The organism is Chryseobacterium indologenes (assembly GCF_018362995.1).
GTDB lineage: Bacteria > Bacteroidota > Bacteroidia > Flavobacteriales > Weeksellaceae > Chryseobacterium > Chryseobacterium indologenes_G.
Map to the genome: position 1 here is coordinate 564,822 of NZ_CP074372.1, position 25,574 is coordinate 590,395.

Below are 25,574 nucleotides of genomic sequence, written 5' to 3' on the forward strand. Positions count from 1 at the left end.
CGTAAAAATACGGATTTCAGTAAGGCTTTATTACTTCTATCTTTACCCAACACTATAAGAAACAAAATAAAATATGTTTGATCTGAATTACGACCTCATAAAAAAAGAAATTGAGTCAGAAATGTGTGAAGAACACGGTCTGCATCCGGAATTGATTAAAACGGATGAAGGCTTCGGAATAAAAGCCTGTTGTGAACCTTTCAGAGAAAAGATGGTTGAAAAATCCGGAACTATGATTGAAGAAGAAACCAAAAAGATCCTTGATGAAATGATGAAGGATCTCTTTAAAGAATAAGTTTTTACGATGTTAAGATAACTTTGTTATCACGAGCTGCTCCGGAGGGGGTGGCTTTTTTTATTAATACGGTTTCCCGTAAGGTGAAATTAATATCTAATTATATTTTTACAATTAATAATTGTAGATATTTAAATTATGGAAGAAAATAAGATGTTGAATCTCTATCCAATAGATTATCCTTTTGAAACTTTAGTATCAAGAGTAGATGACCTCTCCCCGTTAATATTACCAATCTAAAATAGAGAAATTTGCTTTTTTGATTGCATTTCGATGAACTCATTCGGGGTTAGATTTCCTAATGAGCTATGCGGTCTGTAATCATTATAATCCAACTTCCATGCATTTAATTTTTCCTGTGCATCCTGAAGCGACAAAAACCAATTTACGCTTAGACACTCATCCCTCAATGAACCGTTAAAGCTCTCTATAAATGCATTATCAGTAGGTTTTCCAGGTCTGGAGAATTCCAATTCTACATTCTTTTCATAAGCCCATCTATCCAATTCCTTGCTGATAAATTCAGGACCATTATCTATTTTGATACGCTCGGGAAAAACCTTCTCTTCAAAGGTAATGTTTTTTAATATTTCTGTGACGTTTTCTCCCTTGATGGAAATTCCCGCCTCAATGGCCAAGCATTTTCTACTATAATTATCAACTAAAGTGAAAAGCCTAAATCTCTTCCCATCAAACAAGGCATCGCTCATGAAATCCATGCTCCAGCATTCGTGTAAACTGGAGGATGTACCATCCGTAGGCTTTCTGTTTCTTGCGGATTTTATTCTCTTGTTCTTCTTTCTACGCAGATTCAAGCCTTCCTCACAATAAATCCGATACACTCGTTTATGATTATCTTTCCAACCCTCACGCCTGAGAAGAACTTGCAAGCGTTGAATGCCATAACGGACACGAATTTGTGAAAGCTCCACCAGCCGCATTCTAAGGGCCGTATCATCCCTACGGTGAGATTGATAGTAATAAACCGTTCGTTGCAGAATTACCAAATCACAGCTTCTTCTTAATGATACCTTATAATTATCATGTATTTCTGAAGCCAACCCACGTTTTTGAGCTGGCTTCAGAACTTTTTTTTCAAAACATCCTGTAGAATTTGCTTATCCAAACTTAAATCGGCAACCAGTTTCTTAAGCTGGCTATTTTCTTCTTCCAACTGTCGTAACCTCCGAAGCTCAGAAATACCCAATCCCCCATATTTCTTTTTCCAATTGTAATAGGTTGCCTCACTGATGCCCATTTTACGACAGATTTCCTGAACCTTGACCCCTGTCTCAGATTGCTTTAAGGCGAAGACAATCTGGCTCTCCGTGAATTTGCTCTTTTTCATAAGATTTTCTTTTTTTAAAGTTATAATTTTATTGAAAATCTCTACTTTTAAATGGTAAGGTTTTATGGGAGAAGGTCAGGAGAAGGTCAAAAGTTATATTTTAATATCTTTTCTTCACACCTGTTCCGGTTAAAGAACTGATGAATACAAGGCCAAAGCCGATATAAGCAGCAAATGCCGTCAGATATATAATTAAGCTGTTTAAGCTTGGTTTTAAGGCGTATACCAATACAGAAAAGGCAGCAAAACTTAACACGAGCAATACGCTCCAGATGTTCATTTTTGCAGCATCTTCATTTCTCTTAAAAATCATTTCAAAAAAGTCTCTCATCATTACTTACATTTTAAGGGTTATACATTAATTAATATGATAAAGGCGTACTCATCACGGTAAAAAGAATAAATTCCTTTACAGGGCTAAGGTTCACGATGACTTTGCCATTTATTTATATCGTAATACCGGGCTAAAAAGTCCGGGATATTTTTGTTTTTTTTGAATCAATAAATGATTCCTGGTTATTGATGATACCAGTGAGATACGGTGTGCAAAATTGCAGTGAAAAATCAACGGGGGTTAATTAATCACGAGCCCGTATCTGGTACGGCATCGTAGAAAAAAAAGGATTCATATACTAGATATGAATTTGAATCAGTGGAAAAACTGAAAATCCACAGAAAACCTTTTTTCTCATCCTTAGTGTTTTTTTAATTTTTTCTCAATATTTTACATGCCAATATTATGCCAAAGTAAAAGTTTCGCGATTAACACTTTGTTTCACGGGATTGATGAAGCTCCTGATGAAGCATTTTTTCATCTATTATTTCCTTAAACAAAGAAAAATTTTCCGTTTTTAAGGGTGAGTTATTGGAAATAAAGAAAATTTTACGGCGCAATTATTTTTTATATATTTAAAATACTTTAAAATTACTTAGAACGTGCATCGGGAAAGTTTAAAAGACAGCATCAATAATCTTAAAACCACAAATACCACAAATATTTCGCACAAATTTCACAAATAGAATCGTAGCAAATCAATTTATCAAAACACAGGAACAATCATCTGTGTGAATCTGTTAAATCCGTGGTTATAAAAAATATAATCACTATAAGTTTTGGCTAAAGCCATCGGAAGATAATCATAAAAGGATAAACGAAGCTCGCTTCATTTACGCTCAGGATGATAGTCCATTCCTATTGAATTGAAATAATGAAAAGCACTATTAAAAAAACAAAAACCGCCTTTAAAGACGGTTTTTTATATTTGTTACCAGTTTTTATCAATCATGTAGATAATCTGCGTTAAAGCTGTAGCGCCTAATAATAGCTCTCTTCGGTTCACCTTTTCAAAAGTATCCTCTTCTGTATGATGGATGTCGAAATAACGCTGAGAATCCGGCATCAATTCAGCGGCAGGAATTCCCATGTCATGAAGTGGGTAGAGATCTGTTCCGGAAAACCGCTCTTCAAAATTATACACTCCATAAGGAAGGAACAGGTTTGACCAGCCTTTGATCTGATTTCTTTTGGCATCATCCATATCCAGGGCAATTCCTCTCGGTGCAAAGCCTCCGGCATCTGTTTCTATCGCAAAAAGATGTTTTTCATTCTTCTCTTTTACCGTTTTACCGTATTGAATTCCGCCTTTTACTCCGTTTTCTTCATTGGCAAAGCAGACCACTCTGATGGTATGGTTATTTTGTATTCCCAGCTTTTTAAAAGTTCTCAAAACCTCTATACTTTGAACAATTCCGGCTCCGTCATCATGAGCACCTTCACCTACATCCCAGGAATCAAGATGTCCGCCGACAACAATAACGCTCTGGTCTTTTTTACCGGTAATTTCCCCGATTACAGAATGGGAAAGCTTTTCGCCTTTCATACCGCAGTTGGAGTTAAGTTTAGCGGTGATTTTCTGGCTTTTCAGTAAAGCTTCCAGTTCGTCTGCTGTTGTGCTTCCGATAGCTACGGCCGGTATTTTGGAGACTTTGTCTTCGTAGCGCATGGCTCCGGTGTGAGGGACATCATCAAAAGCAGAAGACAGAGATCTTACGATAGCAAATTTACCTCCTTTTTTAGCTGTTAAAGATGCTGCTGTCGTTCTGTATTTTGCAGCATCACCATAGGCTTTGAAAGTCTCGACAAATGACTGACTGAAAGGATAATTGAAGAATACAATCTTATCTTTTACCTTTTCAGCTGGAAGTTTGTCATATTCTTCCATAGATTTTACCATGATAATTTCTCCCGAAACATCTTTTCCTCCTGTTCCTTCAGAATTTCCAAGGGAAAGCATCTTAAGACTTTTCCATTTTCCGTTAGCAGTCTGGATGTGCAGGGATTCTTTTCCTCTTTCCCATACCGGGATCATGACTTCCTGAAGCCATACTTTATCAGCTCCGGCATCACGGAGTTTTTGTTCTGCCCATTTTACAGACTTTTCATAGGCTTCAGATCCGCTTAAACGATGGCCTATATTTTTTGTAAGCTCTCTCAGCTCTGTATATCCTTTTCCATTGTTCAGGATTTCTGTAGAAATTTTTCTGAACTGGATAGAATCTTCTTTAGACTGGCCAAAAGCTGCCATTCCCAAAAGCAATAATGAAGTTCCAAGTATCTTTTTCATTGTTTACCAATTTTTATCAATCATATAAATAAGTTGTGTCATTACCGCTGAACCAAGCAGCAGTTCTCTTCGGTTGACTTTTTCAAAAGTGTCTTCTTCGGTGTGGTGAATATCAAAATAACGCTGCGGATCAGGAACCAGTTCAGCTGTGGGAACTCCCATCTCGTGAAGAGGAGCAATATCCGATCCTGAATATTTGCCTTCGAAATTATAAATTCCATAAGGTAAAAACAGGTTGACCCAGCTTTTGATCTGATTTCTTTGAGGATCATCCATTTCCAGGGAAATTCCCCGTGGTGAGAAACCTCCGGCGTCTGTTTCTATCGCAAAAAGATGTTTTTCGCTGTTTTCTTTGGCAATTTTACCATATTGTTTTCCGCCTTTCGTTCCGTTTTCTTCGTTGGCAAAGCAGACGGCGCGGATAGTATGGTTGTTCTGTATTCCTAATTTTTTAAATGTTCTCAAGACCTCGATACTTTGTACAATTCCGGCTCCGTCGTCATGAGCGCCTTCACCAACATCCCAGGAATCAAGGTGACCGCCGACAACAATAACGCTCTGATCTTTTTTACCAGTGATTTCCCCGATTACAGAATGGGAAAGCTTTTCACCTTTCATTCCGCAGTTGGAATTGAGCTTTGCTGTTACTTTCTGTTTTTTCAACAGCGTTTCCAGTTCATCAGCGGAAGTATTTCCGATGGTAATGGCCGGTATTTTTGAAATGTTTTCATCATAGCGCATATTACCTGTGTGAGGAACATCGTCAAGAGCGGAAGAAAGTGACCGGATGATGGCGAATTTACCTCCTTTTTTAGCCGTTAATGAAGCAGTAGTTCGTCTGTAAGCACTGGCATCACGGTAAGAAATGAAAGTCTGTACATTTCCCTGATTAAAAGGATGGTTGAAAAATACAATCTTATCTTTCACCTTTTCTGCGGGAAGCAGATCATATTCTTCAAGCGATTTTACCATAATAATTTCACCTGAAATATCCTTTCCGTTTGTACCTTCGGAATTTCCGAGGGAAAGCATTTTAATATTTTTCCACTTTCCGTTTGAAGCCTGGATGTGCAAGGATTCTTTTCCTCTTACCCATACCGGGATCATGACATCCTGAAGCCATACTTTATCGGCTCCGGCATCACGGAGTTTCTGTGCAGCCCATTGTACTGATTTCTCATACGCTTCAGAACCGCTTAAACGGTTGCCTATCGTTTTGGTAAGTTCTCTCAGTTCATTGTATCCTTTGCCATTGTTCAGAATTTCTGTGGAAATCTTTTTGAATTGGATAGAATCTTCTTTAGCCTGACCAAAAACAGCCATTCCAAAAAGCAATAATGAAGTTCCTGCTATCTTTTTCATATTACCAGTTTTTATCAACCATAAAAATCATCTGTGTGATGGCTACTGCTCCGAGAAGCAATTCTCTTTTGTTCACTTTGTCAAAAGTATCCTGTTCGGAATGGTGGTAATCAAAATACCTTTGGGTATCAACTACCAGCTCTGCTAAGGGAATATCAAGTTTTTTTAAGGGAGAAATGTCCTGAATTGCCTCAGTTTGGTCGAAATCATAAACGCCATAAGGGAGAAAATATTCTTTCCATGGATAAATCAATCTTCTTCTCTGAGGTGACATATCCAGAGAAAATCCTCGTGGAGAATAACCTCCGGCATCTGTTCCTAAAGCAAAAACATGTTTTTCATCTCTCTTTTTTACAAAAGCGGCATACATCTCGCGGCCCTGTCCTCCGTTTTCACTATTGGCGTACAGGACTACCCGGATGGTATGGTTATTTTCGTATCCAAGCGCTTTCAGTGTTCTTAAAACTTCGATACATTGTACAACACCAGTTCCATCATCAATGGCACCTTCACCAAAATCCCAGGAATCAAGCTGAGCGCCTAAAACAATCACTTTAGAATCTTTCTTACCTTGAATTTCAGCAATAATATTAGGGTTTGTAGTGTCACCTTTTGATTCAGCAGTCATGTTGATTTTGGCCATGACCTTTTGTTTTTTCAATGTTTTTTCCAGTTCATCTGCAGATCTTACTCCAATGGATAAAGCAGGAATTTTAATTTTATCATCCGGCTCATAATAAATCATTTTAGCATGAGGAGTATCATCATTGGCTGTTGTAAGTGATCTTATAATTAATGCTTTTGCGCCTGTTTTGGCAATGATAGAAGCGGAAATTAATTTTGATTTTGCAGTCTGTAAATAGGAGTCGCTTGTATTGATGATTTTTGGATCCATAGGAACGTTCACGAAAACGATCTTGTCTTTTAACTGCCCTATTGACATGGCATTAAGCTCTGAGGTGGAATTAATCAAGATAATTTCACCTGTAAGATCTTTTCCTCCTGTTCCTTCAGAGTTTCCAAAAGAAAGCATTCTGATATTTTTCCAATCTCCATTTCCGGCTTTTATCTGTAAGGATTCTTTTCCCCGGATCCAGACAGGTGCTTTGGCCTCTTGTCTCCAGATCATGTCAATACCTATTTCCTTGAACTTTTTTTCTGCCCATTCTACGGCTTTTGTATAACCGGGAGTTGCACTGAAACGTGATCCGATTCCTTTTGTAAGTTCACCAAGATTGTCATAAGCCTTACCATTGGTCATGATTTCATCTGAAATTTTTCTGAACTCATCATGATAATTGAATTTGGCAAGCGTTGTTTTTTTTGCCGGATTTTTTTGTGGCTTTTTTTGAGAAAATAAAAATCCACTCAAAAAGAGTGGAAGTATAATGAATATTTTTTTCATTTTTTATTTACCTTTCTTTTTCCATTGATAAAAGTAGGGAAAAAATAGGAATTTATTAAGGTTTCATATCGTACATTACCAGGGCTGTAATCAATTTTGGTTCAATAAATGTACATTTTGGGGGCATACTTAATTTTAAATCCGAAATTTTAATCATATCATTAAAACTTACGGGATAAATTCCGAAACCAACTTTGCCTTCACCGCTGTCTACCTTTTCTTTTAAAAGATTGATTCCGTTGATATTGGAAGTTCCTTTTACATAAGAGATAAGCTCAGAGCTGTCCGGATCTTCAATTTTAAGGATATTTTTGAAAATATACTTGTCAATAAGGTGGTGATCCAGGTTATCCAGAGACATCTCTTTGGAACGAAGATCATGCTTCACGTGAAGAGAGTAGAACTTCCCATCCATGTACATTGAAATGTGGAATTTCTGAGAAGGGTAGTAAGATGTTTCTCCTTTTTCATGAATAAGGAAATATTTTTCAAGTTCCTTCAGGAAATCTTCAGGAGAAATACCATTCAGGTCATGTAAGATTCTGTTATAATCATGAATTTTAATAGACTGGTTGGAAACAATAAAACTGTAGACAAAGTTGTAAAGCTCTGTACCATTATGTTTTTTGTTTTTCTCCTTATGATATTTTGCATTTATTGCTGTAGAACCAATTCTATGGTGTCCGTCAGCAATATAAAATGAATCAATCTGATCTATTACTTCTTTAAACTGCTGTAGTTTCAGGCGGTTATCTATTCTCCAGATTTTATGTCTGATACCGATGGTATCTACATGGTTGAAGATAGGAACGTTTTTCTCCTCATGATTCATCAGCAGCTCAATTTTTGAATTGGCCGGATAGGTAAGGAGTACGGGTTCTGCCTGCAGATTTACTTTTTCAAGGTAATGAGCCAGTTTTTCTTTTTTCTGAGGAATGGTACTTTCATGTCTTTTGATTTTACCATTCCAGAAATCTTCAATACTCGCTAATCCCAGAAGTCCTCGGAACACCTGTTTGTTGGGGTAGATCTGCTCATAAAGATAGTAAGCTGAATTGTCTTGGACCAATTTCTTCTCGTCCAGAAGTTCTTCAAATGTAGAACGGATCTTTCGCAGATTCCGGTCAATATCTTTAGATTTACTTACAACATAGGGTTTAATCATATTGATGTAAGTATTTTCAACTTGAGCCTTCTCAGCAATCTCTTCCTGGGTAAAATTATCCAGTGGATGGGTAGGGAAAGTACTCTCGAAGTCTCTATGAGGTCTTATTCCACGGAAAGGTTTAAAAACAGGCATATTTATCTTATAGTTTCTTTTTGTAGCTTAATAATTTGTTCTGCAAGTTCGATACCGATTTTTTCCTGAGCATCTACTGTATTTCCTCCAACGTGCGGAGAAAGAGATAGTGCAGGGTTCATCAGTAAAGGAAGCTCAGGGCTTGGTTCATTTTCAAAAACATCCAATGCCGCTCCGGCTACTTTTCCTGATTCAATAAAATCGATCAGTGTCACTTCATTGATGACACCTCCTCTTGCAGTATTTACAATATAGACTCCGTCTTTCATTTTTTCAAACTGAGGGGTATCTATAATATATTCATTCGTTTTCGGAGTATTGATACTGATGAAGTCTGCATCTTTCAGAAACGCATCCATATCATTGGTGGATGTGATTTCAAAGTCGACAGACTGTCCGTTGAAGAAGTTCAGGGTAAGAACTTCCGTTTTTGGGCTTCTTGTCAGAACATTTACTTTCATTCCTAAAGCAATTCCTATTTTTATAACTTCCTGGCCAATACTTCCAAAGCCGATTACTCCTAATGTTTTCCCTGAAAGTTCATAAGCATTGCTGAATGACTTTTTCATAGCACTGAAATGAGTATCTCCTTCCAGAGGCATCAGTCTGTTGGATTCGTGAAGGAATCTTGCCAGTGAAATGAAATGTCCGAAAACCAACTCTGCCACTGATTTTGAAGATGCCGTAGGAGTATTGATTACTTTAATACCCTTGCTTCTGGCATATTCCACGTCAATGTTGTCCATCCCGATACCGCCTCTTCCAATGATTTTAAGGCCGGGACATGCATCAATCAGTTCCTGTCTCACTTTCGTTACACTTCTTACAAGAAGGACGTCCACATTATTATCGTTGATAAAATTAATAACGTGATCCTGAGCCACTCTATTGTCCAGGATTTCAATTCCGGCTTCTTTTAAAGCGTTTTCTCCTGCTTTTGAGATTCCATCGTTTGCTAAAACTTTCATGAGTTATTTGATTTAAAGATTGAAAAATGTAAATATTTCAAAATTTTAAAACTGAGGCGCAAATTAATAAATTTAAATTAACTGCTTTTCACTCTTTCAATCTTTGAATTTTTAATACTTAATTATTTGATTGATTTCATTACATCCACCAAAACCTGTACGCTTTCAATAGGTAAGGCGTTGTATAAACTTGCTCTGTAACCACCAAGGCTTCTGTGTCCGTTCAATCCACTGATACCTACAGCTTTCCATGCATTGTCAAATTCTTCTTTTTTGCTTTCGTCTGTGATTTTGAAAGAAACATTCATCAGTGAACGGTCTTCTTTTACGCAGAAAGTTTCAAATAGGGGATTGCTGTCGATTTCATCGTATAAAAGCTTAGCTTTAGCTTCATTTCTTTGTTCTGCAGCTGCAATTCCTCCGTTTTTTTCAAGATACTGAAGGGTAAGTAAAGAAGCATATACAGGGAATACCGGCGGCGTATTGTACATTGATTCTTTAGCGATGTGCTGAGAATAATCAAGAATCGAAAACATATTTTCTCTTCCTGTTTTTCCAAGAATTTCTTTTTTGATCACCACTAAGGTAACTCCTGCAGGTCCCATATTTTTCTGAGCACCGGCATAGATCAGATCAAATTTGGAAAAATCCAGCTGTCTTGAGAAAATATCAGAACTCATATCACAGACCATCAGTGTATCCACTTCAGGGAAAGATTTCATCTGAGTTCCATAAATAGTGTTGTTCGAAGTACAGTGGAAATAATCGTATTCTGAACCAACAGTATAATCTTTAGGAATAAAAGAATAGTTTTCTTCTTTTGAAGAACCTACTACATCTACTGTTCCTACTTTTTTTGCTTCTTTGATGGCTCCGGCTGCCCATGTACCTGTATCCAGGTAAGCTGCTTTTCCTCCTACTTTCATCAGGTTGTATGGTACCATAGCAAACTGCAGGCTGGCACCTCCTCCTAAATAAAGGACTTCATAATCATCACCAAGATTCATCAGCCTTTTTACAATTGCACGCGCTTCGTCCATTACAGCAACGAAATCCTTACTTCTGTGAGAAATTTCAAGAAGAGACAATCCGATACCGTTAAAGTCCAGAATAGCCTGTGCTGATTTTTCAAATACCTCCTGTGGCAAAATACATGGCCCTGCGCTGAAGTTGTGCTTTTTGTTCATATTTTTTATTTTTTGGTTTGCTTCCGGATTGTATAGTCCTTCAGCTTTATTTTTGGTTAAATTGGGTTTTGGACAAAAAAAACGCCTCACAGATCATGAGACGGAATTTTTTTATTCGCCGTGTAAGAATGCTTTTTTATTAAGAAGAGATTCTTCAGATTCTACATGATCCTCGTCAGGAACACAACAGTCTACAGGGCATACCGCCGCACACTGAGGCTCTTCGTGGAATCCTTTACATTCTGTACATTTATCTGTTACAATGAAATATACATCATCACTTACAGGTTCCTGTGGTGCATCTGCATCTACAGTAAGTCCGGACGGCATTGTAATGGTACCTTGAAGAGCCGTACCGTCAGAAGCTTTCCAGTCTACAGCTCCTTCATATATTGCATTGTTTGGACATTCCGGTTCGCAAGCCCCACAGTTAATGCATTCATCAGTTATTTTAATAGCCATCGCTAATTTTTTTTAAATTTGCACAAAATTACAAAATATTCCCCAATTTTAAAGTAATTATGAATACCGAAAATCAAGTTTTAGGACTTATTAAATTAAGTGATTATATAAAAGCGTTTTTAGCGAAGAAACCAGAAGATCACAATGAAGATGATGCAGATTTTGAATTATTATTGAAAAGGTCTGAAATAGAGAATCCGTGGTTTACTATTGATAATCAGAAATTTGCTTTACAGCAATGGGCTGATCTCTTGACTGAAGAAAATATTAAAAAGTGGCTGGGAAATTATTCAATCTCTAAAATATCAAAAAGAGTTGGACTTATTTTGGCCGGAAATATCCCTTTGGTAGGCTTTCATGATGTGATGTCTGTTGTTTTGGGCAATCATATTCCTGTTATTAAACTGTCTTCAAAGGATAAGCGCATGATTCCGTTTTTATTAAAGAAATGGAATGAATTTTCCAATGAGAGTGTAGTGTTTGAATTTGTAGAAAGATTAGAAAATTTTGATGCAGTTATTGCTACAGGAAGCAATAATACAGCCAGATATCTGGAATATTATTTTAAAAATCATTTAAGTATTATCCGTAAGAACAGGACTTCCGTTGCGGTGTTGAAAGGTGATGAAACGAATGAAGAACTGGAGCTGCTGGCAAAAGATATTTTCCAGTATTTTGGACTTGGATGCCGAAATGTGACGAGAATTTTTATTCCGCAGGATTTTGTTATTGACAGATTGTTTGAAAGCTTCTTAGCATTCCAGGATATTATCAATCATAATAAGTATGCCAATAACTATGATTATAACAGAGCAGTTTATCTTTTAAATCAGGATAAATTCTGGGATAATAATTTTGTGATGCTGAAAGAAGATGATAAGCTGTTCAGTCCGCTTTCTGTAATCAATTTCAGCAGGTATGAGTCTTTGGATGACGTAAAAACATTTATTGCTGAAAACGAAGAAAATATTCAGTGTGTGGTGTCTAAAGAGGAGTTGGGGTTGAATGTTATTCCGTTTGGAGAAGCACAAAATCCGGGGCTTGATACCTATGCAGATAATGTAGATACAATGAAATTTTTAGAACTGGTCTGATTTTCGTATCTTCCATAACTTATTTCACCAGATAACAAAATGAATACTATGAAAAAATTATTGCTGGGAATTGCTCTCGTGGGTGCACAGTTGATGTTTGCTCAGAAAGTAGCAGGTGTAAAGGTTGAGGGTAACCAGAAAAAAGAGCAGCTGGCTGCTATAAGTAAGGAGAAAGTAAGTCTGTATAATGATAACTTTCTTAAGTTTGTTGAGGCTTTACAGGCTTCTGACCGTAAGACAATTGACGGATTGCTTTCTGAAAAAGTAAAGGAAATTGTAACGGATAACGTTCTTAAAAAGGTTAAAGACGGCATTGATCCCAATAAAAAGCTTGAAATCTTAAAGGCAGGATATTATAAAACAATGGATGGAAACAATCATCCAAGCATTAAATATAAGTATGCAGGAGAATCTTCGTCCAAAGAAGCTATTACCGCTGTATTTGAGGATGACGGAAAAATTCTTGGCGTATTGCCTGCGAAATAAGATTAAAAATTTAATTTCGATTAAAAAAAATATTAACTATGATGACAGATGTTTTAGTCGCACATTCTTCGGACGTGGAGAAGGCGAGTTTTTACAAGAAGACGTATTTGCATGTTGCTTTATCTATTCTTGCATTTATTGGAGTTGAAACGATATTATTGAAAACTGTTCCGAAAGAAATTATTTTCATGATGTTTGCCCAGAAATATATCTGGCTGTTGATTATCGGAGTTTTCTGGTTAGCTTCTGTTTTGGCTTCTAAATGGTCACTTTCCCAAAGTAAATCTACTCAGTATCTGGGATTAGGATTTTACATTCTTTTGGAAGCGATTATCTTTATGCCTCTGCTTTTTATTGCAACCAATATGACGGGTGGTGCCAATGTAATCTTCCAGGCTGCTACTTTAACAGTGGCGATGTTTGCGGGTATTTCTGCAGTAGCGTTTACTTCTAAAAGAGATTTTTCTTTCCTGAGAAATATCATTGTAATCGGTGGGTTTATCTCCATCGGACTGATTGCAGGAGGAATGATCTTTGGCTTTAACCTTGGATTATGGTTTTCGGTAGGAATGGTAATTTTGGCTTCAGCTACTATTTTATATCAGACGAGTAAATTAAAAGACTCTTATGGAACGAACCAGTATGTAGGAGCGGCATTACAGCTTTTTGCTTCTATCATGCTTTTATTCTGGTATATTCTGAGTATTTTGATGAGCAGAAGAAACTAATGTTAAGCTGATCTTATCTTTTAAAATAATAGTCCCGGTGATATTTCATCGGGATTTCTTTTTAAACACAAATAGCACTAATGGTTTCACGAATAACACTAAATTTAATGGGTGTATTTTATCTTAGATCATTATGGTTGATTCAATAGGGGCGGGCTTTAGCCCGTTTGACTTTAAATGAATATTTTTCAATGGTTTTAGCCGAAACTTATAATGATTTTAAAGCAGTATTTTTTAACCACAGATTTCACAGATTGGCACAGATCATTGCGTATATTTTGATGAATAAATTTCTCATTCTTCTATTTGTGAAATTTGTGAAAAATATTTGTACTATTAGTGTTTTAAACCATAAACCCAAAAAATCCAGATGAAACTTCACCGGATTTTATTGGATATTCTTTAAAAGTTTTCATGCAACTAGCAGCTTCATGAGACTGGTTAAAGTCCTTGGAAGTAAGTTTTACTGTTGATGCAAAAAGATTCTTAAAGAATAGAAAAAGTATAGTAATGAGGAAAACCTCAGGTATTGTATTTTGTGTTTTTACAATCTTTTAATTAAAGATAATCAAAAAGATGTTATTTGTCGATTGATCCTAAAACCTTCTGAGCAAAAGAGTTTAAAGCATCTTTTTCGCTCATTCCGTTCTGTACGTTGGCGTGAACTTCCAGAGCTCCACAAATATTGGTGATCAATTCTCCTGCAACATTTAAGTCTTCTTCGCTTGTTCCTCTGAATTCGCAGAAACTTTCCAGTACTTCTAATGTTTTCTCAAGGTTTTCAGGAGTCTGATTCTGATAAAACTGTCTGATTACGGGTAATTTCATTATGCTAATTCGTTAAAAAGATTAATTAAACTTTCTGTCTGGTTAGATTGAACCTGATTGACCAATTCTCCGTTTTTAAAGATGGCGAAAGTAGGTAGGTTGTCCACTTTTGCTAATTTTCTGCTTTCAGGAAGCTTTTCAGCATCTACATATAAAAATGGAATAGAATCATTTTCAGATGCTAGTTTTTTGAATTTCGGCTTCATGATTCTGCAGTTTCCGCACCATGTTGCGCCGTATTGAACAACTACTTTTTCGTTGTCGTTAACTATATTTTGTAATGTATCTTCGGTTAATTCTGTGTACATGATTGTAATTTGAAAATTTATTAATTTGAAAATGTGTTAATGCTTTGTAAAGAAGAAAATGAGATAATTTTTAATTATCCTGCGATTAATTTTTAAATTATCTCATTTTCAAATTAACACATTATATTAGTTCTTAGCTAAGTATTCTGCAGTAGAAGTTCTGTCAGCTTTCATTGCATCTTTTCCTTCTTCCCAGTTTGCAGGACATACTTCACCATGTTTTTGAACGTGTGTGTAAGCGTCGATTAATCTTAAGAATTCTTTTACGTTTCTTCCCAGAGGCATATCGTTTACCGCTTCGTGGAAGATTTTTCCAGTTTCGTCGATAAGGTAAGTTGCTCTGTAAGTTACGTTAGAACCTGTGAAAACTTCGTTTCCATCTTCATCATATTCGAAATCCTGGTCAACAATACCCAAAGTGTTTGCCAATTGTCTGTGTGTATCCGCTAAAAGTGGGTAAGTTACTCCTTCAATACCTCCGTTATCTTTTGGTGTGTTCAACCATGCGAAGTGTACTTCGTTAGTATCACAAGATGCACCGATTACTTTAGTATTTCTTTTTTCGAACTCTCCTAAAGCCTCCTGGAAAGCGTGAAGCTCAGTTGGGCATACGAAAGTGAAATCTTTAGGGTACCAGAATAAAAGAACTTTTTGCTGGTTGTTTACTGCTTCATCAAGGATGTTGATTCTTAGATCGTCACCCATTTCCGACATTGCGTCAATTGTTAAATTTGGGAATTTTTTTCCTACTAAAGACATAATTTTCTGTTTTTATATTTAAATTTCTATGGCAAAGATATGAAAGATTCATCTATCGAACAAACAAATATTGATAAATAAAATCTATAATTGTTTTTGACGTGTTGTTAAATAAAAAAGCCCTGACAACAGGGCTTTTTGTTTATTTTAGTAACCAAATACTTCGGTTAAATTAAGTTTTTTTACCTCACCTAATTTCTGCATATCGGCTTCATTTACTTTATCTTGAGAAGCAACAAGGCAGTATGTGTAGTTCTTGTTCTTCATTTCCTTATCGTGGAAAGTATTGATATCTGTGAAAGACAGTTTTGGTGCTTGTTCATAGACATTCTTTCTCATGTCAAAGTTGTTTCCAAGTCTTTGAGATTTCAGATAAGAGAAGATGATTCCGTCCTGGGTGATTCTTTCAGAAGCAATTGATTTTTTCAATCCGCTTTTTGCAGTTTCAAATAACTGCTCAGATTTTGGAAGGGTAGTTAAAAGCTCATTCATTGCCGTCGTAGACTCATTGAATTTATCAGCCTGTGTTCCTACATATGCCATAATCATATCCTTGTCTGTTTTCTTGCTTGGAAGTGCAAAATAAGAATAGGTAGAATAGGCAAGAGCCTTAGATTCTCTGATCGTCTGGAAAACAATAGATCCCATTCCGCCTCCGAAATAGTTGTTGAATAAACTTACTGTTGGAGTAGTAGATGGATTGTACTGGTCAGAGTTTCTTACCCAGAAAACTTCTGCCTGCACCATATCATAATGAGCAAACAATACTTTGTTTTTGTCAGTCGGGATCTGAGCGAAAGTTTTAGACTTAGGAAGGTCTTTTAAGGTTGCAGGAAGTTTGTGAACAGGTTTAAGAGATGCTACCACCTCGTTTCCTGATTTCGGACCGTAATACAATACTTTATGCTTGAAATTAAACAAATCATGAAGTACATTAATCAGATCTTCTGCCTTTAATGCATCAAGTTCAGCATCGCTCAGTACATTATTGAAAGGATTTTGTGCGCCATATTGTGCATAACTTCTCAGTCCGGCCATGATGGTTCCTTTATTTTGTTTTGCATTCGCTCTGGCTTTTTTCAATCTTGTTTTATAAGCATCAAGAGCTGCCTGATCTGCCTGGCAGTTTTTAATCAGATCTTCAAATAAAGCAATCGTTTTATCGAAGTTTTCATTTAAACCTTCAAGAGATACATACGTTTCTTCATTTCCGGCACCTACATTGAAGCTTGAAGCAAGTTTATAGAATTCTTTGCTGATAACTTCAGAAGATTTGTCCTTAGTTCCTAAATACTGAAGATATTCTGCAGCTATAGGAAGAATTTTGTTGTTCCATTTTCCGGAATCAAAGTGATAATACATTCTGAACAGCGCATTGTCTGTATTTTTTACAGAAAGTACGTCTACGTCGGCTAATTTGTTTTTAGCGATGTCTTTATCATAATTTAACCATACCGGAGCGATAGGGTTTTCAGGCATTTCATCAATCTTCTTAAGGAAAGGAGACTGATCTTCTCTGTTAACAGAAACCGGAGTAATTGTTGGTTTGTCAACTTTCACAATGCTCTTATCTTCACCTTTTCTTTTATAAACCGCAACGTAGTTGTTGTTCTGAAGATATTTGGATACGAAATCCATGATATCTTTTTTCGTCAGTTTTGAAATCTCGTCAACATATTCAAGTGATGCTTTGTGATCAACGTCTGAAGTAAATTCATCCATAAGGATGCTTGCTCTTGATGAATATTTTTCATCCTTCTGAATAATACCTTTCTTTTCGTTGTTCACGATAGACTGAATAAGATCATCAGAAAATTCACCTTTTCTTAATTTATCAATTTCCTGAAGAAGAAGATTCTTTACTTCATCCAGAGATTGTCCTTCAGTAGGTTTGCCTTGTAAAAGTAATACGGAATAATCTTTTAAGGCATAAGAACCTGCATAGGCTCCCAGTAACTTTTGTTTTTTTACCAGATCAAGGTCAATTAATCCTGCCTGCCCGTTGGTAAGCATGTTTCCAACAAGGTTCAGCATTCTTGCATCTTTCGTGGAAGCACCGGGAAATCTGAAACCAAGCATTACATTTTCAGGATTAGGCCCTACAACTTCTTTTACAATTGGAGCTGTAATTGCTTTTTCCTGACCAACTTTATATTCAGGAATAGGTTTAGGCTTCATGTATGAGAAAGCCTTGTCGATTTTTGCAATCACTTCATCCGGGTTAAAATCTCCGGACATGATGATTCCCATATTGTTGGGAACGTAATAATTATTGTAATATTCTCTGATAGCGTGTAGAGAAGGGTTTTTTAAATGTTCAATCGTTCCGATGGTTGTCTGCTTTCCATAATTGTTGTTAGGGAAAAGGTTGGCAAACATCGTATCGAAAACTTTATCTCCGTCATCATCAAGAGATCTGTTTTTTTCTTCATATACCGCTTCAAGCTCTGTGTGGAAGAGTCTCAAAACAGGCTCTCTGAATCTTTCAGCCTGTACAGCAAGAAATTTGTCAAGAACATTGGCTGGTACATCTTCTGTGTATACCGTTTGTTCAAAGGAAGTGAAGGCATTGGTTCCGTCAGCTCCCATACCCGCCATCATTTTGTCATATTCATTCGCAATTGCATATTTTGCAGCCTCTCCGGAAACCTTGTCAATCTCTTTGTAGATTTCTTTTCTTTTAGCTTCATCCTTAGTTTGGTTGTACTTTTCATAAAGCGCATCAATCTGGTCTAAAAGAGGTTTTTCTTTCGCCCAGTCTTTAGACCCGAACTGATTGGTTCCTTTGAAAAGCATATGCTCCAGATAGTGGGCCAGACCCGTGTGATCTGCAGGGTCGGTTTTGCTTCCTGCCTTTGTGGCGATATACGTTTGAATTCTCGGGTCCTTGTTTGTTGGACTCAAAATAACTGTTAATCCGTTTTTTAAGGTATAATACCTTGCGGAAGTAGGGTCGTTGGTAACGTATTTATACTTATAGCCATTAGAATTTCCTTCTTTCCACTGGAAATCCTGGCCAAAAGCATGTCCTGCAAAACTTGCAGCGGCAATACTCGTTGCGATGGTTAGTTTTTTTAACAGATTCATTGCTGTTGTTCTTTATTTTTGGTTATTAATTTTATTAGTTGAATTGTTCCAATAAATTTTTGATTCGCTTCATAGCTTCTCTCAAATCTTCCTCAGATGCAGCATAAGAGAATCTGATGCATTCCGGGCTTCCGAAAGAGAATCCGCCGACACATCCTACATGAGCATTTTCCAGAAGGAACATGGCAAAGTCATCAGAGTTCTTAATTTCAGTTCCGTTCAGGGTTTTTCCGATATAGTGCGAAATATCCGGGAAGAAATAGAATGCTGCTTTAGGAAGCAATACTTTGAATCCTGGGATTTCTTGGATCAGTTCATACACCAGATCTCTTCTTTCTTTGAAGGCATCAATCATGTATCTGTATTCAGAAGGGTCTGTTTTCAATGCAGTGATGGATGCTCTCTGTGCCATGGTATTGGCTCCGCTGGTCATCTGCCCCTGTACTTTTTCACAAGCCTTTGCCAGCCATTCCGGACATGCAGAATACCCGATTCTCCATCCTGTCATTGCAAATGCTTTTGACATTCCGTTGATTACCGCGGTCTGTTCATATACTTCTGGAAACTGTGCAATAGAAGTTGTTTTTGTTTCGTAATTGATATACTCGTAAATCTCGTCAGAAATTATCGTTACCTGAGGATATTTAGCGATAACTTTTGCGATGGATTTTAATTCATCATATGTGTAATAGCCACCTGATGGGTTACATGGAGAACTGAAAAGTACCGCCTTGGTTTTATCTGTAATAGCTTCTTCAAGCTGTTCTGCCGTTACTTTAAAGTCTGTTAAATAAGAGGTGGGAAGCATTACGGAATTTCCACCCATCATTTTTACCATTTCATCATAGCTTACCCAATATGGAGCGGGAAGAAGAACTTCATCACCATCATTGATAATAGAGGCAAGAACATTCAGAATAGCTTGTTTAGCCCCATTTGAAACACAGATCTGGGTAGGTTTGTATTCCAGATTATTATCTCTTTTTAATTTATAGGCAATAGCCTCACGTAGCTCCAGAAATCCCGGAACAGGAGAGTAGTGGCTGTAGTTTTGGTTGATGGCATCGAAAGCGGCCTGTTTGATATTGTCCGGAACATCGAAATCCGGCTCGCCAAGAGTTAAGCTGATTACATCTATTCCGTTGGCTTTCATTTCTCTGGCTTTGTTTGACATTACAAATGTCTGGGAGTATCCTAATCTTTTTACTCTATCTGAAAGTTTATCCATTGTATTTCTTGAATTTTAACAAATATATAATAAAAACGTCTTCTGGGGGCAATAAAAGTAGGGGAGCTTAAAAGATTTTTGTCAGGTTTTGAACAGATTTTTCCTGTTTGGAATCATTATGTTACTTGGACAGGGATAAACACTTGACTCGTGTTTTGGTTAAATGACAATCAATAATATGAGGATAAGTGAAAATTTAGGTTAAATAAAAATTACTTCCGAAGTTCAGGGTTTCGTATCTTTAAACAATCAAGATCATTATTCTATGAAATATTCCGTTTTTTTATTGCTGATTTCCTGCACTGTCTTTTCTCAGAAACATTCAAAAGATGATGAAGTGAAGAAATATGTCTCGCAGGTGAGTGAAGATTCATTGAAGTCTTATATCGGTAAACTGGTGGGTTTTGAAACCAGACATACCTTAAGTACGGTAGATGATCCAAAGCACGGAATAGGGGCTGCACGGAATTGGATAATTAAAAAATTCAATGATTATGCTAAAAATTCCGGTGGCAGAATGGAAGTCTACCTTCAGCAGGAAGATGTTCAGCCGGATGGAAAACGAATTGATAAAGCAGTCAGTCTTGGAAATGCCGTTGCCTTTCTGAAAGGTACAGATCCTGATGACAAAAGAATCTTCCTGATCGGTGGACATCTTGACTCAAGGGTTACGGACGTGATGAACCGAACTTCAAAAGCACCAGGAGCCAATGACGACGGCAGTGGAGTAAGCGCTGTTATTGAATCTGCAAGAATATTAAGCAGGTCTTCATTTCCGGCTTCCATTATCTTTGTGGCTTTTTCCGGAGAAGAACAATCACTGTTGGGATCTAAACAATTGGCAGAAAAAATTAAGAGAGAAGGGTTGCAGTTGGAAGCCGTCCTGAACAATGATATGATTGGCAATCCTAAAGCAGGAGAAACAGGAGAAGTCAATACCCGTACCCTCCGTGTATTTAGTGAAGGTCTGCCGTATAAAGATCTCGATAAAAAAGCAATGGCAATCAGAAATCTGGGTTTTGAAAATGACAGCGAATCCAGACAGCTGGCAAGATATATCAAAGAAATTACAGAACAATACATCAAAGGACTTGAAATTAAGCTTATCTACAGAAATGACAGGTTTTTGCGTGGAGGAGATCATACCAGCTTTGTCAATAACGGATTTCCTTCTGTCAGATTAACCGAGTATTATGAAAATTATGATCATCAGCATCAGGATATAAGAATAGAAAACAATAAGCAATATGGTGATCTTCCGGAATTTATAGATTTTAAATACCTGAAGAAGAATGTAGCTGTCAATATCGCGGTACTTGTCAGTCTTGCAAAATCCACTTCAAAGCCTGAAAAAGTAGAAATGGACGTTAAAGAATTGACGAATTCTACCACTCTTCACTGGGAGAAGCCAAAATCAGGAACTCCGGCAGGTTATTATGTGCTGGCAAGGGAAACAGACAGCCCGGTATGGCAGAAAAAAATATTTACAACAGGACTTTCCATTAAAGTTCCGCTTTCCAAAGACAATTATATTTTTGCCGTACAGACCATCAGCCAGTCCGGAAACCTGAATGTACCTGTAATTCCGGGTATTGCGAAGTAATGGTCTCTGTTGAAAACAGGGGATCAGGGGCTGCCGGGAAAAGTAGATTTGAATACAAGAGAAATAAAACTTATTTTTGTGGTTTATAATAATTCACATGTCTGCATCGTTACTATTAAAATATTTCCCGGATCTTACTGAAAAACAGAAAGAACAGTTTTCACAATTGGAAAATCTGTATAATGAATGGAATGAAAAAATCAATGTAATTTCCAGAAAAGATATGGAGTCGCTGTATGAAAAGCATATTCTCCACTCTTTGGGAATTGCGAAAGTGATGGAATTTGCGCCGGGAACAAAAGTTTTGGATATCGGAACCGGAGGTGGTTTTCCGGGAATTCCCCTGGCGATCCTGTTTCCTGAGACACAATTTACTCTGATTGATTCTATCGGTAAGAAAATCAGTGTAGTACAGGCAGTGGCAGAAGGAGTAGGATTGACGAATGTAACAGCTATCCACGGAAGAGCAGAAAAGCTTAAAGAAAAATTCCACTTTGTGGTCAGCAGAGCAGTAACCCAGATGCCTGAATTTTTAAGATGGCTGAAAGGAAAATTTGAAAAAGAACAGTTTAACACTAAACATAACGGAATTTTATATTTAAAAGGTGGTGATCTTGCAGAAGAACTGGCCGGACTTAAATGTGAAATATTCAATCTTAAACACTATTTTGATGAAGAATTTTTTGATACTAAGAAAGTAGTTTATGTATCAAAAGGTAATTTTAATTCCTGATTTTTATGTAAATAAGGAATAATTTTTGCTAATATTTGTTAATAATCAGAAAAGTAAAGGTTATGAAAAAACTTTTAAATATTGGATTTTCAGTATTGCTGTTTGGCGGGCTTCTGGTTTCGTGTAATGATGACGATTACCATACAATCGAATCTATCGATAAGATCAAAATAGACAGTGTAAAAATTGTCAATGATACCATGGATGTTTTCGCGATACAGAGCATAAAAACTTATTCCACCTATCCGTCTCATTGTGAAGGCTTTTATGGCTATGATTATGTTTATAATAATGATCTTGATAGAACGGTTACTTCCTACAAATATATCACAAACGGACCTTGTGCGCAGGGAAATTATGTAGGGGGCAATCAAATCAACTTCAGTCCGCAGAGAAAAGGAACCTATACTTTTAAATTCTGGAATGGAGGAAATAACTGGATTACGAAAACAATTGTGGTAGAATAATGAGATTGACTTTTGTTTTGTGCTTATTGGCAGCTGAGTGGGTATTCGGACAAAAAATTACCTGGGAGGAAGGCAGAAAGCTGACCTGGGACAATTTTAAAAGCCCGGTCAACAGGAAAAAAAATCCTGATGTAGCAGCGTATACCCATTGTGGCTGGGAATTTTCTTCTATAAAATCTTCCAATCCAAAAGCACCGGTTACGATTACCATCAAAACCATATTTAACGAAGAAAAATCCTGGAAGGACGTGAAAAAGATGGATGATTACATTCTTCTTCATGAGCAGAAGCATTTTGATATTGCAGAATTATTTGTAAGAAAATTCAGAAAGGCAGTTGCTGAAAAAATCAGGACTTCCGGTGATTATAACAAGTATTTCAAAGCCATTTATGACGGAATATCCACTGATTATCAAGACTTCCAGATGGCCTATGACAGAGAAACCCGTCACGGGATCAATAAAGAAAAACAGGCAGAATATAATAATACGATTTCTGAACAACTAGACAACCTAAAAAGCTATCAAGCCCCTTGAAATTCCTCAATAAGATCATTCACGAACTGCTGGCGCAAAACCCGGATCTTTCTGCGTTTAATATCATTCTGCCCGGAAAACGTCCCATTGTGTTTATCAGACAGATTCTGGAGGAAAACAATTACTCAGGGCTTCTTCCCAATTTTTTTACCATAGAAGAACTTATCAATGAAATTTCTGATCAGCAGCCGATACAGGGAATTCCATTGTGGCTTTTCTCATTCGATGTGTACAGAAGTCTGAATCTTATTCCCAGGGATGATTTTTCGGACTTTTTGAAGTGGTTCCCTACATTGCAGAAGGACTGGGATGATATTCTCAAATTTTCAGACAGTGATCAGGCAGTTCTGCAGTATATGTTTGATGAAGAAAGGATCAAAGAATGGGCTCAAAACCTTGGAGATGATGAGGATGTCCCAAGAAAGAAATTTCTTAATTTCTGGCAGAATATGAACGTTTTTCTCCCTGTTTTAAAAGAGAGACTGCGGGAAAAGAACTGGGCGACTTCAGGAATGATTCATGAGGCGGCTAAAGCTAAGATTGCTGATTTTGCTAAAGATACCAAAGAAGAATTTGTCTTTTGTGGATTCAATGCCTTTACTCCGGTAGAGGAAAAGCTGGTAAGAAATCTTTTGAAATGGAATAAAGCCCAATGTTTTTTTCAGGCAGACCGTTATTATTTCAATGACGAAAGACAGGAAGCAGGAAAGTTTCTGAGAAATCATAAAACCTGGAAAGAATTTGATGATAACAGGACTTTTCAATGGATAGAAGACGATTTTAGTCAACCAAAAAAAATTAAGGTATACGAAGTGTCTGGAAATGTAACTCAGACAAAGGTACTGCCGGAAATTTTTAAGGAAATCAATAATAAAACCTATTCAAATACAGCAGTGGTATTGCTGGATGAAAACCTTCTTCCCGCAAGTCTGGATGTAATGCATGGTGTGGATAATCTGAATATTACAATGGGATTCCCATTGAAGAACCTATCTTTCTCCAATGCTGTGAAACGTCTGTTCTATTTGCAGAAACAACTTGAAAAAAATAAATCCTCCTATTACTACAGAGACGTTTTTCCGATTCTGGAAGAACTGCCCAAATCTGATGAAGACGAGCTTCTTATCAACGATTTTAAAGCCAAAGTAGAGGAGCGGAATATTGTTTATATTTCTAATAAACTTCTGCATGAACTTCTGAGTGGGTTGTCGTATTTTAACCTTCTTCAGAAAGCCCAGGGGACAAATGTTTATCTGGATATGCTTATTACGTTTTGTCAGCAGGTAAAATGGCTTGAAATAGACGATATCCAGTATGAGAATGTTTCTCACTTTGAAAATGCATTCAGGATCATCAAAAATCAGCTGACTCCTTACAATATTGAGATCAAAATGGAAACGCTGGAAATTCTGATCAATCAGCATATTAATTCTGAAAGTATCGATTTTCAGGGAGAACCGTTGAGAGGCCTGCAGATCATGGGATTGCTGGAAACCCGTCTCCTGAATTTTGAAAACGTTATCCTGCTTTCTGTCAACGAAGGAAAACTTCCTCTCGGAAACTCTCAGAATACTTATATTCCTTTTGATATCCGAAGGTTTTTTGATCTTCATACTTTTCTGGAAAATGACAGCATCTATGCCTATCACTTTTACAGGCTGATCCAGGATGCGAAGAATGTACACTTGTTATATAATGCTCTAAGTTCCGGAGTGAACACAGGGGAGAAGAGCCGTTTCATTACACAGATTGAAATGGAGAGCTCACATGAGATCGAACATCTGATTATTGAAAATTCTTCTGAGCCTATTACCACCAAACCTATAGAAATTTCCAAGACACAGATTGTACAGGACCGCCTTCAGAAATGGAAGGAAAAAGTATCTGCCTCCCACCTTACAAGTTACCTCTATAATCCGATTGATTTCTACCTTTCCAAGATTTTGAATACCTCGGAAACAGATGAGATTGAAGAAGAACTGTCTGTAAAGAATTACGGAAATCTGGTCCATTATTCACTTCAAGAAGTGTATGAGGTTTTGAAGGGTAAGATTTTAAAAGAAAGCGATTTAAAGGATTCAGTTAAAGCAATAGATCACTATATAAATATTGCCATTGAAAAGCTGAAACACCAACCGGAATTCTATGAGAAGGGAATGAATTATATTCATAAAGCAATTGCTAAAAAAGTGATTGAAAATGTTCTTACCCATGATCTTGAATTGATAAAACAGGGAAACAAACTGGAGATTGTTGATATAGAAAGAAGGTTTGAAAACATTGATTTTCCTTTGGATGGGAATGATAAAATTTCTTTTTTCGGATTCATTGACCGGATTGATAAACTGAACGGCACTTTAAGAATCATCGATTATAAAACAGCCAAGATCAAAAATCTCAGCGTTAAAATTGATGGAGATAACGTAGATGAATATTTCCACAACAGTGAAAGAAAACAGGCGCTTCAGCTTTGTATTTATCATTATGTGGTGCAGCATCTTCCTGAGTTTTGGGGATACCCGATTGAAACTGGAATCTGGAGCTTTGCAGATGCTAAAAAAGGAATGGTTTCCCTGCAGTTTGACAAAGGAAATATTGATGATGCCATGAAATCAGTCAAAAGTCTGATCCTTGAAATTCTGAACCCGGATGTTAATTTTGTGGAAACAATAAAAACCTATTAAAATTATTTAATATTGATGAAGTGATGTGTTTTGCTTGAAAATCAATACGTTAAATATTTAAATCGACAGGCTGAAATACATT

General features: G+C 36.8%; 23 protein-coding genes. 9 read left to right on the forward strand and 14 right to left on the reverse strand.

What is annotated here, in order from left to right:
• The first annotated feature begins 73 nt into the window (after positions 1–73).
• On the forward strand, positions 74–295 hold the full coding sequence (locus DYR29_RS02325; RefSeq protein WP_213279131.1) for a hypothetical protein: 222 nt from the start codon (positions 74–76) through the stop codon (positions 293–295).
• A gap of 236 nt (positions 296–531) precedes the next feature.
• Here DYR29_RS02325 and DYR29_RS02330 read toward each other — a convergent pair.
• From DYR29_RS02330 to DYR29_RS02370, 9 genes are all read right to left on the reverse strand, one after another.
• Positions 532–1,643 (reverse strand): IS3 family transposase gene (locus DYR29_RS02330; protein ID WP_213278853.1). Its coding sequence is split into 2 segments (ribosomal slippage): positions 532–1,388 and positions 1,388–1,643, totalling 1,113 coding nucleotides; the frame shifts between segments, so codons are not numbered across the junction.
• A gap of 100 nt (positions 1,644–1,743) precedes the next feature.
• Complete coding sequence (locus DYR29_RS02335; RefSeq protein ID WP_213279132.1) at positions 1,744–1,977, reverse strand: hypothetical protein; 234 nt, start codon at positions 1,975–1,977, stop codon at positions 1,744–1,746.
• Positions 1,978–2,908: 931 nt separating this feature from the next.
• Complete coding sequence (locus DYR29_RS02340) at positions 2,909–4,267, reverse strand: M20/M25/M40 family metallo-hydrolase (RefSeq protein WP_213279133.1); 1,359 nt, start codon at positions 4,265–4,267, stop codon at positions 2,909–2,911.
• A gap of 3 nt (positions 4,268–4,270) precedes the next feature.
• On the reverse strand, positions 4,271–5,629 hold the full coding sequence (locus DYR29_RS02345) for a M28 family peptidase (protein ID WP_213279134.1): 1,359 nt from the start codon (positions 5,627–5,629) through the stop codon (positions 4,271–4,273).
• A gap of 1 nt (position 5,630) precedes the next feature.
• The gene (locus tag DYR29_RS02350) at positions 5,631–7,034 is read right to left on the reverse strand and encodes a M28 family peptidase (protein ID WP_213279135.1); all 1,404 of its coding nucleotides are present in this window, start codon (positions 7,032–7,034) and stop codon (positions 5,631–5,633) included.
• Between the two features lie 55 nt (positions 7,035–7,089).
• Positions 7,090–8,334, reverse strand: coding sequence for a DUF1015 domain-containing protein (locus DYR29_RS02355; protein ID WP_142716542.1), 1,245 nt, complete (start codon positions 8,332–8,334; stop codon positions 7,090–7,092).
• 2 nt (positions 8,335–8,336) lie between these two features.
• Positions 8,337–9,302, reverse strand: coding sequence for a D-2-hydroxyacid dehydrogenase (locus DYR29_RS02360; RefSeq protein WP_213279136.1), 966 nt, complete (start codon positions 9,300–9,302; stop codon positions 8,337–8,339).
• A 122-nt stretch (positions 9,303–9,424) separates the two neighbouring features.
• On the reverse strand, positions 9,425–10,489 hold the full coding sequence (serC, locus tag DYR29_RS02365) for a 3-phosphoserine/phosphohydroxythreonine transaminase (protein ID WP_213279137.1): 1,065 nt from the start codon (positions 10,487–10,489) through the stop codon (positions 9,425–9,427).
• A gap of 111 nt (positions 10,490–10,600) precedes the next feature.
• Positions 10,601–10,951, reverse strand: coding sequence for a 4Fe-4S binding protein (locus tag DYR29_RS02370; RefSeq protein WP_047375361.1), 351 nt, complete (start codon positions 10,949–10,951; stop codon positions 10,601–10,603).
• Between the two features lie 59 nt (positions 10,952–11,010).
• Between DYR29_RS02370 and DYR29_RS02375 the strand changes: the two genes are divergently transcribed.
• The 3 genes from DYR29_RS02375 to DYR29_RS02385 are packed head-to-tail and all read left to right on the forward strand — an operon-like array spanning position 11,011 to position 13,259.
• On the forward strand, positions 11,011–12,045 hold the full coding sequence (locus DYR29_RS02375; RefSeq protein ID WP_213279138.1) for an acyl-CoA reductase: 1,035 nt from the start codon (positions 11,011–11,013) through the stop codon (positions 12,043–12,045).
• A 48-nt stretch (positions 12,046–12,093) separates the two neighbouring features.
• Positions 12,094–12,531, forward strand: a complete 438-nt coding sequence (locus DYR29_RS02380) for a peptidylprolyl isomerase (protein WP_249413592.1) — start codon at positions 12,094–12,096, stop codon at positions 12,529–12,531.
• A 38-nt stretch (positions 12,532–12,569) separates the two neighbouring features.
• Positions 12,570–13,259, forward strand: a complete 690-nt coding sequence (locus DYR29_RS02385; RefSeq protein WP_213279140.1) for a Bax inhibitor-1/YccA family protein — start codon at positions 12,570–12,572, stop codon at positions 13,257–13,259.
• Between the two features lie 579 nt (positions 13,260–13,838).
• Here the strand turns inward: DYR29_RS02385 and DYR29_RS02390 are convergent.
• The 5 genes from DYR29_RS02390 to DYR29_RS02410 form a co-directional block, all read right to left on the reverse strand.
• Entirely contained in the window at positions 13,839–14,087 is a 249-nt protein-coding gene (locus tag DYR29_RS02390; protein ID WP_002980002.1) for a DUF6952 family protein, read from the reverse strand.
• Positions 14,087–14,395, reverse strand: a complete 309-nt coding sequence (locus tag DYR29_RS02395) for a thioredoxin family protein (protein ID WP_213279141.1) — start codon at positions 14,393–14,395, stop codon at positions 14,087–14,089. Before DYR29_RS02395 ends, DYR29_RS02390 begins: the two co-directional genes overlap by 1 nt.
• A 126-nt stretch (positions 14,396–14,521) precedes the next feature.
• Positions 14,522–15,154 (reverse strand): peroxiredoxin, encoded by a 633-nt coding sequence (locus DYR29_RS02400; protein ID WP_034698496.1) that lies wholly within the window; start codon positions 15,152–15,154, stop codon positions 14,522–14,524.
• 147 nt (positions 15,155–15,301) lie between these two features.
• On the reverse strand, positions 15,302–18,241 hold the full coding sequence (locus DYR29_RS02405) for a M16 family metallopeptidase (RefSeq protein ID WP_213279142.1): 2,940 nt from the start codon (positions 18,239–18,241) through the stop codon (positions 15,302–15,304).
• 34 nt (positions 18,242–18,275) lie between these two features.
• The gene (locus DYR29_RS02410) at positions 18,276–19,469 is read right to left on the reverse strand and encodes a pyridoxal phosphate-dependent aminotransferase (RefSeq protein ID WP_213279143.1); all 1,194 of its coding nucleotides are present in this window, start codon (positions 19,467–19,469) and stop codon (positions 18,276–18,278) included.
• 265 nt (positions 19,470–19,734) lie between these two features.
• On the opposite strand from DYR29_RS02410, the gene DYR29_RS02415 reads away from it, so the two are divergent.
• From DYR29_RS02415 to DYR29_RS02435, 5 genes are all read left to right on the forward strand, one after another.
• Positions 19,735–21,072, forward strand: a complete 1,338-nt coding sequence (locus DYR29_RS02415; protein ID WP_213279144.1) for a M20/M25/M40 family metallo-hydrolase — start codon at positions 19,735–19,737, stop codon at positions 21,070–21,072.
• Positions 21,073–21,169: 97 nt separating this feature from the next.
• On the forward strand, positions 21,170–21,805 hold the full coding sequence (gene rsmG, locus DYR29_RS02420; RefSeq protein WP_213279145.1) for a 16S rRNA (guanine(527)-N(7))-methyltransferase RsmG: 636 nt from the start codon (positions 21,170–21,172) through the stop codon (positions 21,803–21,805).
• Between the two features lie 62 nt (positions 21,806–21,867).
• A complete protein-coding gene (locus DYR29_RS02425) occupies positions 21,868–22,272 on the forward strand; it encodes a hypothetical protein (RefSeq protein WP_047422686.1) in 405 nt (134 codons plus the stop codon).
• Positions 22,272–22,808, forward strand: a complete 537-nt coding sequence (locus DYR29_RS02430) for a DUF922 domain-containing protein (protein ID WP_213279146.1) — start codon at positions 22,272–22,274, stop codon at positions 22,806–22,808. The genes DYR29_RS02425 and DYR29_RS02430 overlap by 1 nt, the downstream gene beginning before the upstream one ends.
• Positions 22,805–25,492, forward strand: a complete 2,688-nt coding sequence (locus DYR29_RS02435; RefSeq protein WP_213279147.1) for a PD-(D/E)XK nuclease family protein — start codon at positions 22,805–22,807, stop codon at positions 25,490–25,492. The genes DYR29_RS02430 and DYR29_RS02435 overlap by 4 nt, the downstream gene beginning before the upstream one ends.
• Positions 25,493–25,574 lie beyond the last annotated feature (82 nt).

Excerpts from the sequence above, each read along its gene's own strand:
- DYR29_RS02325 (WP_213279131.1), top strand. The coding sequence starts at position 74 with ATGTTTGATCTGAATTACGACCTCATAAAAAAAGAAATTGAGTCAGAA.
- DYR29_RS02335 (WP_213279132.1), bottom strand. The coding sequence starts at position 1,977 with ATGATGAGAGACTTTTTTGAAATGATTTTTAAGAGAAATGAAGATGCT.
- DYR29_RS02340 (WP_213279133.1), bottom strand. The coding sequence starts at position 4,267 with ATGAAAAAGATACTTGGAACTTCATTATTGCTTTTGGGAATGGCAGCT.
- DYR29_RS02345 (WP_213279134.1), bottom strand. The coding sequence starts at position 5,629 with ATGAAAAAGATAGCAGGAACTTCATTATTGCTTTTTGGAATGGCTGTT.
- DYR29_RS02350 (WP_213279135.1), bottom strand. The coding sequence starts at position 7,034 with ATGAAAAAAATATTCATTATACTTCCACTCTTTTTGAGTGGATTTTTA.
- DYR29_RS02355 (WP_142716542.1), bottom strand. The coding sequence starts at position 8,334 with ATGCCTGTTTTTAAACCTTTCCGTGGAATAAGACCTCATAGAGACTTC.
- DYR29_RS02360 (WP_213279136.1), bottom strand. The coding sequence starts at position 9,302 with ATGAAAGTTTTAGCAAACGATGGAATCTCAAAAGCAGGAGAAAACGCT.
- serC (WP_213279137.1), bottom strand. The coding sequence starts at position 10,489 with ATGAACAAAAAGCACAACTTCAGCGCAGGGCCATGTATTTTGCCACAG.
- DYR29_RS02370 (WP_047375361.1), bottom strand. The coding sequence starts at position 10,951 with ATGGCTATTAAAATAACTGATGAATGCATTAACTGTGGGGCTTGCGAA.
- DYR29_RS02375 (WP_213279138.1), top strand. The coding sequence starts at position 11,011 with ATGAATACCGAAAATCAAGTTTTAGGACTTATTAAATTAAGTGATTAT.
- DYR29_RS02380 (WP_249413592.1), top strand. The coding sequence starts at position 12,094 with ATGAAAAAATTATTGCTGGGAATTGCTCTCGTGGGTGCACAGTTGATG.
- DYR29_RS02385 (WP_213279140.1), top strand. The coding sequence starts at position 12,570 with ATGATGACAGATGTTTTAGTCGCACATTCTTCGGACGTGGAGAAGGCG.
- DYR29_RS02390 (WP_002980002.1), bottom strand. The coding sequence starts at position 14,087 with ATGAAATTACCCGTAATCAGACAGTTTTATCAGAATCAGACTCCTGAA.
- DYR29_RS02395 (WP_213279141.1), bottom strand. The coding sequence starts at position 14,395 with ATGTACACAGAATTAACCGAAGATACATTACAAAATATAGTTAACGAC.
- DYR29_RS02400 (WP_034698496.1), bottom strand. The coding sequence starts at position 15,154 with ATGTCTTTAGTAGGAAAAAAATTCCCAAATTTAACAATTGACGCAATG.
- DYR29_RS02405 (WP_213279142.1), bottom strand. The coding sequence starts at position 18,241 with ATGAATCTGTTAAAAAAACTAACCATCGCAACGAGTATTGCCGCTGCA.
- DYR29_RS02410 (WP_213279143.1), bottom strand. The coding sequence starts at position 19,469 with ATGGATAAACTTTCAGATAGAGTAAAAAGATTAGGATACTCCCAGACA.
- DYR29_RS02415 (WP_213279144.1), top strand. The coding sequence starts at position 19,735 with ATGAAATATTCCGTTTTTTTATTGCTGATTTCCTGCACTGTCTTTTCT.
- rsmG (WP_213279145.1), top strand. The coding sequence starts at position 21,170 with ATGTCTGCATCGTTACTATTAAAATATTTCCCGGATCTTACTGAAAAA.
- DYR29_RS02425 (WP_047422686.1), top strand. The coding sequence starts at position 21,868 with ATGAAAAAACTTTTAAATATTGGATTTTCAGTATTGCTGTTTGGCGGG.
- DYR29_RS02430 (WP_213279146.1), top strand. The coding sequence starts at position 22,272 with ATGAGATTGACTTTTGTTTTGTGCTTATTGGCAGCTGAGTGGGTATTC.